At 52.4% G+C, this 10,764-nt stretch carries 4 protein-coding genes and 1 pseudogene; 2 read left to right on the top strand and 3 right to left on the bottom strand.

The window, feature by feature from the left end; all coding sequences use genetic code 11:
* Positions 1–55 precede the first annotated feature (55 nt).
* Together BDE01S_RS04725 and BDE01S_RS04720 are read right to left on the bottom strand one after the other, a co-directional pair.
* Positions 56–2,695 (bottom strand): restriction endonuclease, encoded by a 2,640-nt coding sequence (locus tag BDE01S_RS04725; protein ID WP_066077989.1) that lies wholly within the window; start codon positions 2,693–2,695, stop codon positions 56–58.
* 305 nt (positions 2,696–3,000) lie between these two features.
* On the bottom strand, positions 3,001–4,791 hold the full coding sequence (locus tag BDE01S_RS04720; protein ID WP_218015851.1) for a site-specific DNA-methyltransferase: 1,791 nt from the start codon (positions 4,789–4,791) through the stop codon (positions 3,001–3,003).
* A gap of 1,929 nt (positions 4,792–6,720) precedes the next feature.
* Between BDE01S_RS04720 and BDE01S_RS11825 the strand changes: the two are divergent.
* A pseudogene (locus BDE01S_RS11825) lies at positions 6,721–8,193 on the top strand (DNA translocase FtsK); the annotation flags it as partial.
* 132 nt (positions 8,194–8,325) lie between these two features.
* Here the strand turns inward: BDE01S_RS11825 and BDE01S_RS04710 are convergent.
* A complete protein-coding gene (locus BDE01S_RS04710; protein ID WP_066077980.1) occupies positions 8,326–9,234 on the bottom strand; it encodes a Dyp-type peroxidase in 909 nt (302 codons plus the stop codon).
* A gap of 155 nt (positions 9,235–9,389) precedes the next feature.
* Here BDE01S_RS04710 and BDE01S_RS04705 point away from each other — a divergent pair, with 155 nt between their 5' ends.
* Complete coding sequence (locus tag BDE01S_RS04705) at positions 9,390–10,499, top strand: metallophosphoesterase (protein ID WP_066077977.1); 1,110 nt, start codon at positions 9,390–9,392, stop codon at positions 10,497–10,499.
* The last annotated feature ends 265 nt before the right edge of the window (positions 10,500–10,764 follow it).

Here is a 10,764-nt window from a genome sequence, read left to right as displayed (position 1 = left end):
CGAAGCCGCAGACAGTATAGATAGTACGACAAGGCGAAGCAACGCTGTACCATTCTTATTTTAAATGACTATACCTATCCGAAACCAGCTCATCCACCTTTTGTACCACTCTATATTCCACCCCGTCCAACTGCGCGAAATGTTTTTTTGCATAAGCGATTTTCAGCTGCTCGGACGTGCGTAATCCGCGTAAATCTACGCTTCCGGTTCCGGTATTTTTGGTTTCCGCCACAAAATACACACGTTCGCTTTCATTCATCACCACCGCCCAATCCGGATTGTAAAAGCCGGCAGGCGTGCGGATTTTAAACTTATTAGGCAGTTTGAAATAAAAAGCCACCGCGTGATTTTCTGCTGCTTCATGGCTTTGGCAGGCTTGTGCAAACTGCTTTTCCGTGTCGCTGTCCAAATCAATCAAGCCGGCTTGGTAGATGGTTTTTTCAGGCTTGGTGACATGAAAAGAATGCTCGTTTTGATAAAACTCGGCCGAAATTTCGCGCATTTCGTACACCGGCTGTTCAATCAGTTCATACTCAATCCCGTTGACCATCAATTCCTGCAAGGCCGTCTGAATTTCTTTGGCGGCGGTCTCAATGAATTTTTGCGGATGGTTGGCAATCTGATTGATTTTTCCCGACTGTTTCAAAATCTGTGCAATGGTTTGACGCGTAAGCTCGGTTCGCTGCTGGATTTCGCTTAAAACATCAGGAATTTCTACTTCCTGAGGCAGCGCAAACGCTTTTTCCGAGCGGGCAAACTCGGTTTCCACGCCGAAGGTTCGGCTGATTTGCAGCTTCACTTTTTCGCTGGCGATATGCGGTTTTGCGATTTCAGGCAGGTTTGCAATGTTTTGCGCCGCTTTTTCAATCAGCTCCTGCGTGGAAAAATGCACACGGTAACGTGTTTGACGGTTGATTTTCTGCCAAATTTCCTGAAACAACGGGTCAGCCGAAAAATCATCGCGCGTTTTCATGACGGCGCGGGCGCGTTTGGGCTTCGCGCCGCCGTTGGCAAATTCCACACCGCAATCATCGGCAATTTCCTGTTGCAGCAAGCGTGCAAACTGCTCATAGCTTTCATTGGCAATCACGGTCAATACATTATCCCCAATCTCCCGATGGCGCGAACCGTCTTGCTTGACGGGCAAACGCAAACCGCGGCCGATTTCCTGCCGCTTCTTCGCCGTGCTGACTGTTTCGTTGAGCGTACAGATTTGGAATACATTCGGATTATCCCAGCCTTCGCGCAAAGCGGAATGCGAAAAAATAAACCGCAATTCGGAATCAAACGACAGTAATTTTTCCTTATCTTTCATAATCAACTGATAAGTTTCATTATCCGCCTGCGTATTGCCGCCGGTATTTTTCAGACGGCCTTTATCCTGCGAAAAATAGCCGCCGTGCGCATCTTCAGGATTTTCACCGCCGTAATAGTGGCGGTAGGCTTCTTCAAACCACGTTTTAAATTTACCGTCTTCGCCGTTTGCGCCGCGATAATGTTCTACTTTATCAATAAAAAACAAGGATAAAACCTTAATCCCTTTGGGCTTGAGTTTGCGCTCTTTGCGGATATGTTCTTCAACGGTTTGGAAAATCTGCCGCTTCATGATTTCATCCTGCACCGCGCTGTCGTTTTGAAACTGCCCGACGATTGTGCCGTTGGATAAACCCATCTGCCAATCAAGGCCGTCTGAAAAAATTTCATCAACCAGATAGCCGTCACGGTACAGTCCGTTTTCATTGGATTTGGCAAACAAATCATCGCCGGCTTTCACGCTGACTGCTTTTTTGGCGATTTCCCCGTTTTTCGGGTTACGCACCAACAATTCCACCTTGGCGGAAATCGATTTTTTAGCAGGTTTCACTTCCAAAAGCCGCACATATGCGCCTTGTTCCGCACCTTTGGCGGTGACGCTGTCCACCACAATCTGCTTCACCAGGCCCATCTGATAAGCCTGAACGGGATTCAGGCTGTACACCGGGTTATACGGATTTTTGTGCGTAGCCGAATAGCGCAAAGTAAACAAAGGATTTAACTTCTCAATACTTTCGCGGCTCAACTCGCTTTCAAAATTCTGCGGCTCGTCCAAAATCACCACCGGCTGCGTATGCGCCAGCCATTCCACCGGCGCAAAGCCCTGTTCACGCACTTGGTTGATGATGTTGCTGTCTTTGTTAAATGCCTGAATCGTCATCACCAAAACATGAATCTGATTGCTTTCGGCAAAAGTTTTCAAATCATTCAGACGGCTGCTGTCGTATTCATGCGCAATCACCACCTCATTATCAAACGCATCATCAAAATGCGCCTTGGTTGCGCGCAAAGTCTGCATCACACCCTCGCGGATGGCCACATTCGGCACCACAATCACAAACTTCAGCCAGCCGTATTGTTTGTGTAATTCGTAAATCGTGCGCAGATACACATACGTCTTGCCCGTGCCCGTTTCCATTTCCACCGAAAAATTCAAGCCCTGTGCGCCCAGATCGCTGGGGGCAATACCGTTGGCCGTCTGAACCGCCCGCAGGTTTTCAGCCATTTCATCATGGCTGATAAAGCGGCGGTTACCCACCACCGCGCCGCCGTTTTGATGAAACACCGTTTCCGGCTGCATTTTCAGACTGCCTGAAAACACATTCAACACCGCGTCAATCGCCGCACGCTGGTAATCCAATTGCTCAAAATTCAGTTTCATTTATCTGTATCCCATGCTTTTTATTCTTTTAAAGCCAACCCACGTAGGGAGGGGCGGAAGCCCCGCCGCCTCACCGCAAGGCAAAGAACAGCGCCAAATCCAACAATTTGGAACCTCCGCAAAATCCAACGCAACGGTTTGTAGGGGCGGGTTTGGCACCCGCCCGCATGTGTAGCTTGAAGAAACCATAATGTTCAACGGGTTGGATTTTCGGGCGGGTGTCAAACCCGCCCCTACAATCGGTTTCCGGTCAATTTCTATTTTTTTGCAAAGGTTCAACTTATCTTATCCTACGGCTACGGCGGCTACACATACTCAAACGCAATGCCCGCATCTTTCATCTGCAAAGCCATATTTTTCATCAGCGCATCCCGGTTATAAAACAGCTTTTCCAAAATGATGATTTTATTCGGTTTTTGTGCAATAATCTCACGCAGCAGGTCTTCGTTTAACGTCGTGAGCAGCAGCGCATAACGTTTGTCTTCATCAGCCAACCAATACACCTGATTGCGTACGGCAAGCTGCGCCGTCAGCGGCAAGCCCAAGCGCAACAGCAATTCATAGGCCATCTTATCCGGCGTAGCGTGTTCGGCAACGGTATCGGTAAACATTTCCAGCGTTTCGCCCAAATTTTCCCAATCCGGCTTCTGCCAGCGTTTGAAATTGCTTTCCGCCAATTTGAACACCTTAAAACCCGTATCCACCGTAGGTTGGGCATTTATGCCCGACACACCGTTATCGGCAGTATCCATATTTTCAGACGGGCTTTCTTGTCGGGCATGAATGCCCGACTTACGGATTTGTTCGCCCGCGCGGCGGATGCGTTCTTTGGCAATATCCGCAATGGTATTGAAACCCGCTTTGCGTGCTTCGGATTTTTCGTCCGTTTCTTCGGGTAATTGCACGCAGAGATAACGGCGATTGCCGCCGTCTTCGGCATTAAGCTGCATCACCGCGTGGGCTGTGGTGCCGCTGCCGGAGAAGAAGTCTAGGATAAGCGCATTCTCATCATGTAATGCATTGATAAAAAATTGAATCAGAGCCGTCGGCTTGGGGAAATCAAACAATTTTCCTTGAAACAGTTCAGTAATTTCTTTCGTACCATTTAAAGACATTCCGACGCTTTCAGGCAGCTTTGTGCTGACAGCAATCCTACCAAAACTGTCTCCCGCTTTTGCTATGTCGTCATCTTTAAAGTAACGCATAACAGGGTTTCTGATATTGAGAAACTCATAATCATCAGGAAATACGATTTTTCCCGCATCGTAATATTCTTGAAAAGTATCTTGGGTAACTGCCCAAGTTCGTAACGGATTAGCCGGATATTCTTTGCCTGTTCTCGGGTCAATCATGGTAAAAAATGAATTGGGGCGTTCTGCTGCACTAGTCTGCTTGGTTAAATCGTGAATACGCCAAGGACGGTTTGGAAAATCATCGGTTTCAAAATATTTACGTTCTTTTCCTTCAACGCTGGCAACAAAAATATCCGATTTGGCATACGCAATAATTTGTTCGTAATCGGAAGATACACCAAACGGCACATCAGATTTTGCTGTGCGTTTGCGCCACGGAAATTGCCCCACAAAATTCTCCGACCCAAACACCTCATCACACAATAATTTCAACTGCGCCTGTTCGTTGTCATCAATGCTGATAAAAATCACGCCGTCATCGCGCAACAAGGTTTTCGCCAAATGCAGTCGCGGCAGCATCATGGAGAGCCAGTTGCTGTGATATTGTCCGTTTTCTTTGCTGTTTTTGCGGAACGCGCCTTGAAACACGCCGTCGCGTTTCAAATAGCCCGCGTCATCGGTATCGCCCACGCGGCGGGCGTATTCTTCGCGGGTTTCGGAGAATTTGTCAGGGTAGATAAAGCTGTCGGAGCCGGTGTTGTAGGGCGGATCGATGTAAATCATCTTTACGCTGCCGGCATAGGATTTTTGCAGGATTTTCAGCGCTTCGAGGTTTTCCGCTTCGATAAACACGTTTTGCGTGGTGTCGAAATCCACGCTTTCTTCGGGGCAGGGGATGAGGGTATTGAAAGTCGGGCTTTGCAGCGTGCGGTAGGCATCGGATTTGCCCGCCCAGTTGAGCATATAGCGCTCGTTGGCATCGGCGCTGTTGGCTTCGCCGAGAATGAGTTTGAATTTCTCCCAATCGATTTTGCCTTCGCAAAAGACTTCGGGAAAAAGATTTTTGAGTGTTACTAGATTGTTTTCGTTGAAATTATTTTCTAAATCGCGTATAATTTCGGTTCGGTTCGGTTCGGTTCGGTTCGGTTCGGTTCGGTTCGGTTCGGTGCCATAACTGCGTCCTAAATGTCAAGTGTATCGGGCGGAATTATATTTTGCTTAAAGTGCGCCAGCAAGCCCACCTTTAACACGAAACAGGTAGCAGGATAAGGCGGAAAAAGCGCCGCAAAATTCAAAAAAGCCGTCTAAAAATCAAGCAATGCTGATTTTCAGACGGCTTTTTGCCGTGTCGGGCGATACTGCTGAAGCGGGTAGGGAAGGGCAATAGGGGAAAATCGGGCGGCCGCGCTTTGTGGTTCCGGCCAAAACACGCTAAAATAGCCGTTTTGCTGTTGAACCAGAGGAACAAGGTTTCTTATGCTGTGGACTGTTGTGGTTTTTGTATTGCTGTGCGCGATCGGCGGGGCTTTGTGGCTGCATTACCGCCAAGAGCAGGCGTGGCGCCGCGAGTGGGCGGAGATGTCGGACGGGGGCGGCTTGCCCGAATCGTTCAGCGTTGACGTGCCGTCTGTCAAAACGTGGTGGCAGCAGCTGGCGGCATGGCTTCCTTTGCGCCTTTCCCGCAAGGGCGACAGCAGCCGCAAGGCGCACTCGCGTCTTTTGGCGGTAAAACAGTACACACCGGCCGATGAAGCGGCAAATATTCCGGACTATATCGACGACAGCTCGGCGTTTTCCAAGTTTCCCGAAAACGCGGCAGAGACAGAGGTAGCAGCAGCGCAGGCAAGAAAACGCATCACGCGCCTGCCGGCTTACCCTGATATCGTGCCTTTTGTGGAAAGCAGCGAGCCGGAATACCGCGCCCGTAAAGTGCGCCATGCCGATTGGGAAGAAATTACCCTGCAGGAAGCCACTTCCGCTTTGGGCGAAGCAGCGCTTTTGGAAGCCGCACGCAGCCGCGAGCCGGAGTTTGCCATGGCCGATACCGCGCCGCAAACGGCCAAGCAGCCTGAGAAAGAGTGGGAAATCATCGGCTTTGACGATCCGGTATTGAGCCGCACCCGCGAGCGCGTATTGGCCGGGGTAAACGGCATTTCCCGCACCAACCGCGCCGCCAAGCCGCAGGCTGCGGGCGTATCGGCAAACGGCGCAATCAGTGCCGACAGCATCCGCGCGGATCTGCATCGGCAGTCTGCCACAGCTGCCCGCGCCGATGCGGGGCAGCGTACCCGCCCTCAATTAATTGGCGATGATGAAATTCTGGCTAATCTGACGCGCAAACTGATGCCGCGCCGCCAAGCCCGTTCGGCCAATTTGATTAAAAACCGCCAAGAGAGCAACGCGCAGCCGCAGCGTCAAAATATTTGGGCGCAGGAAAAAGCCGCGCTGAAACCCGCCGCTTCAGTTGCCCAGCCGCGCCCGGCCGCGCAGCCTGAGCCGACACCAAGCGCGATTGCCCGGGTGCAGCCCGTTGCCGCCGCGCCGATACCGCAGACGGAGCAGGCCGCTGCGCCTCGCCCTAAATTGTCTATTCAAGATTTGCTGGTGCGGGAATCTGCGCCTGCCGATGAATATCATGCGGCGGAAGCGGATGACGCGCCTGTAGCCGCCGCAACTTTGGCCGCAGCAGAGCCGGTTCGCCATGCAGAGCCCGTTGCCGAAATGCCTGCGCCTGATGCGGCTACGTTTATGCCGTCTGAAAATCAGTCTTACGCTGCACCCGCGCCGGCCACATGGCAGCCGCCGGTACAAGCTGCGCCGCAAACCGCTCAAGCGCCTGCGGCTTACCGCCCGCAGACACAGCCCGCGCCTGCCGCCGACGGGCAGATGATTTTGCCGAGCGTGGATTTGCTGCTGCCGCCGGAATACGACCCGAGCGCGCGCCAAACCGAAGAGGCTTTGCTGGAAAACAGCATTACCATCGAAGACAAGCTGGCGGAGTTTAAGGTTAAGGTTAAAGTGATGGATGCTTATGCCGGGCCGGTGATTACCCGCTATGAAATTGAGCCGGATGTCGGCGTGCGCGGCAACTCGGTATTGAATTTGGAAAAAGATTTGGCACGCTCGCTGGGCGTGGCGTCTATCCGCGTGGTAGAAACCATTCCCGGCAAAACCTGCATGGGTTTGGAGCTACCCAATCCGCGCCGTCAGATGATTCGTTTGAGCGAAATTTTCAACGCGCCCGCGTTTTCCGAATCCCGCTCTAAGCTGACCCTGGCGTTGGGTCAGGACATTACCGGCGAGCCGGTGGTGACCGATTTGGCCAAAGCGCCGCACCTGCTGGTAGCGGGTACGACCGGCTCGGGTAAATCCGTGGGCGTGAATGCCATGATTTTGTCCATGCTCTTCAAAGCATCGCCCGAAGAAGTCCGCATGATTATGATTGACCCGAAAATGCTGGAATTGAGCATTTACGAGGGCATTCCGCATCTGCTGGCGCCGGTGGTGACCGATATGAAGCTGGCGGCCAACGCGCTGAATTGGTGTGTGAACGAAATGGAAAAACGCTACCGTCTGATGAGCCATGCGGGCGTGCGTAATCTGGCGGGCTTCAATCAGAAAATCGCCGAAGCCGCCGCGCGCGGCGAGAAAATTGTCAATCCGTTTACGCTCACGCCCGACAATCCCGAATATTTGGAAAAACTGCCGTATATCGTGGTGGTGGTGGACGAGTTTGCCGATTTGATGATGACCGCCGGCAAGAAAATCGAAGAGTTGATTGCCCGCCTGGCGCAAAAAGCCCGCGCCGCCGGCATCCACCTGATTTTGGCCACGCAGCGCCCGAGCGTGGACGTGATTACCGGCCTGATTAAAGCCAATATCCCGACGCGCATCGCTTTCCAAGTGTCCAGCAAAGTGGACAGCCGCACCATCTTGGACCAAATGGGCGCGGAAAACCTGCTCGGCCAGGGCGATATGCTGTTCCTGCCTCCGGGCACGGGCTATCCGCAGCGCGTTCACGGCGCATTTGCTTCCGATGAAGAAGTGCACAATGTGGTCGAATACCTGAAGCAGTTCGGCGAGCCGGATTATATCGATGAGATTTTGAGCGGCAGCATGGAAGAGCTGCCCGGCATCAGCCGCAGCAGCGAAAGCGAAGCCGACCCGCTGTATGACGAAGCCGTAGCCTTTGTTATCAAATCGCGCAAAGCCAGCATCTCCGGCGTACAGCGCGCGCTGCGCATCGGCTACAACCGCGCCGCCCGCTTAATCGACCAAATGGAAAGCGACGGCATCGTTTCTGCGCCGGAAACCAACGGCAACCGCAGCGTATTGGCCAGAAACAGCGATCATTTGGACGGATAAGCCGTCTGAAAAACAGGCCGTCTGAAAATCTCATGTTTCAGACGGCCTAAAAGTTTATTCATAATCAAAAAGCCGTCTGAAAGATAGATTTTCAGACGGCTTTTGTTATGAAAATACTAAGTAAACAACTGCTTATAAGTCCCCCAAGCGTTCTGCCGACGGAGCATAGTAATAAGCACCGGACACGGCAGTGGACAAGTGCGCCAGCAGGCGGTCGGTTTGGCCGTCGGTTTCGCCGAACATGCTTAAAAGCTGGGCTTCGATATTGTGCAGGGTGTGGCAGTAGGAGATAAACATCAGGCCGTTTTCGCCGCTGACCGTGCCGTAGGGCAGGCTGCGGCGCACGATTTTCAGGCCGACGCCGTTTTCTTTGAGGTTGACGCGGCCGAGGTGGGAGTCGGTCAGGCGCACATCGCGGCTGAATTCTTCGTTGGCGGCTTTGCTGCGGCCGACGTCTGCCTCTTGGTCGGGAATGCCGATGCCTTGCCATTTTTTCAGATTGTGGCGGTATTTTTGCAGTAAAACGTAGCTGCCGCCCGCGTCCGGCTGCCCGTCGGCGATGATGCCGACTTGGCGGACATTATCGTCGCCCTGCGGATTTTCCGTACCGTCCACGAAGCCGTCGGTACCGCGGTTTTCCAAAAGGCGCAGGCCGTGGGTTTCGCTTTGCACGCTGATGCTGCCGCCGAATGCGGCCAATACGCGCTCAGCCAGTGCGAAATTCAAATCTTGGCGCATGGATTGGATATGAATCATCACATCATGCTGGGTCGCAGGCGCCAGGCCGTTGCCCAAGGCGCGGAAGGGCTTGATTTCACGGCCTTCTTGGGCATGGTTCAGCGTTTGCCAAAAGCTGCTGCCGAATGCAATCGACAGGCCGAGTGAGGCATCGGGAAACTGCGTTTGCAGATCGGAGAGGGCGGCCAATGCGCTGCGGCAGGCAGCTTTTATTTGCGCGGTCTGCCCGGCATGGATGTCGGCCTCGATAAAGATACCGGCTTTGCAGTGGTCGGGGATAATGGCGGTTTGCGGACGGGCCATTTTGCGTTCCTTCTGTTTAGATGGCAATAAGCCGATTATAGCGGATTTCAGACGGCTTTTCACGGCGCGTCATTTACCATTGCTTGCATTTGGCGGCCTATTTAGAGCAGGGCGGTATGTTACAATCTGCGGTTGGTTTTTGATTGGATTTTGCTATGCGTTTCGGCATTTTTCTATTGGTTGCGGCGCTGCTGCAGGTGTTTACTTTCGGCCTGGGGCGTTCGCTGCAATGGCTGTTTGCGCCGCTGGTCGGCATAAAAGGGCGCAAATGGCTGATGGCAGCGGCATATTTGGCCACCAATGCCATGCTGGCCGGCGTGATTCTGCAAATCGGCGGATATATTGAAGCCAAAATATGGCTGTTCCGCCTGATGGCTTTGTGGATGGTAGTTTTGCTGTTTGTGATGTATGCCGCACTGGCAACGTTTCTGCTGTATCTGCTGCTGCGTAAAACCCTTAGCAGCCCGCCGCTTTCACGCAGCCTGCGGATTTTCGCGCCGCTGTTTTTTGTCGGGCTGATGGGGCTGTCGGTGTATAACGCCTATACGCCGGTTGTCCGCCACCAAACCGTGCAAATCAATAAAAAGCTCGATAAGCCGCTGCGTATCGGCATGGCCAGCGATCTGCATTTGGGCGTATTATTCGGCGCCAGGCAGTTGGACGCGCTGGCGGAAATCATGCAGCGCGAGCAGGTGGATATGATTTTGCTGCCGGGCGATTTGATGGACGACAATGTCCAAGCCTACCGCGCGGAAAATATGCAGCCGCATCTGGAAAAACTGCGTGCGCCGTTGGGCGTATATGCCACCTTGGGCAATCACGATTTATTTGGCGCGCAGGCGGAAATTAAAGCCGAGCTGGAAAAAGCCGGCATCCGCGTGCTGGTTAACGAGGCTTTGACGCATCAGGGGCTGCTGCTGGTCGGCCGCAACGACGATATCGATTATTCGCGCGTGCCGACCGAAGCCTTGCTGGCCGGGCAAAACACAGATTTACCGGTCTTGCTGATGGACCACCGCCCGAGCGAAATCGAGCAGCATCAGCATCTGCCCATCGATATCCAGGTCTCCGGCCATGTGCATAACGGCCAAGTCGCACCGGCCAATTTAATTGTCCGCGCCTTAAACCGCTTGGCCTACGGCTACGAAGCCATCGGCCGCGGCCATTATTTCGTGACTTCCGGCTACGGCTTCTGGGGCGTACCGATGAGACTGGGTTCGCAATCAGAAGTTTGGATTATCGATGTGAACGGTTTGCCTGAATAAGCCGGAATAATCGGCGTAGAATAATAGGCCGTCTGAAAACAGCGTTTTTCAGACGGCTTTTGATTGATTTAGATTTGATTGGGCGCTTAAAGATAATATCGGATATAAAATAGTTCGCATAAAATTATCGCAATCGATGGGCGTATGGCTTGAGCGTAGTGGGAATGGCGGTTTTAGGCTGGTTTTAGGAATAAGCATAAGTTCGCATAATACATATTATGTTAAATTTTATATATGCGATTATTGTACCCAAGTGTGCTCTCTG

This window comes from Bergeriella denitrificans NBRC 102155 (genome assembly GCF_001592185.1).
GTDB lineage: Bacteria > Pseudomonadota > Gammaproteobacteria > Burkholderiales > Neisseriaceae > Neisseria > Neisseria denitrificans.
This window is presented reverse-complemented; position numbering and strand designations above follow the sequence as displayed.

Excerpts from the sequence above, each read along its gene's own strand:
- BDE01S_RS04710 (WP_066077980.1), bottom strand. The coding sequence starts at position 9,234 with ATGGCCCGTCCGCAAACCGCCATTATCCCCGACCACTGCAAAGCCGGT.
- BDE01S_RS04725 (WP_066077989.1), bottom strand. The coding sequence starts at position 2,695 with ATGAAACTGAATTTTGAGCAATTGGATTACCAGCGTGCGGCGATTGAC.
- BDE01S_RS04705 (WP_066077977.1), top strand. The coding sequence starts at position 9,390 with ATGCGTTTCGGCATTTTTCTATTGGTTGCGGCGCTGCTGCAGGTGTTT.
- BDE01S_RS04720 (WP_218015851.1), bottom strand. The coding sequence starts at position 4,791 with ATGCTCAACTGGGCGGGCAAATCCGATGCCTACCGCACGCTGCAAAGC.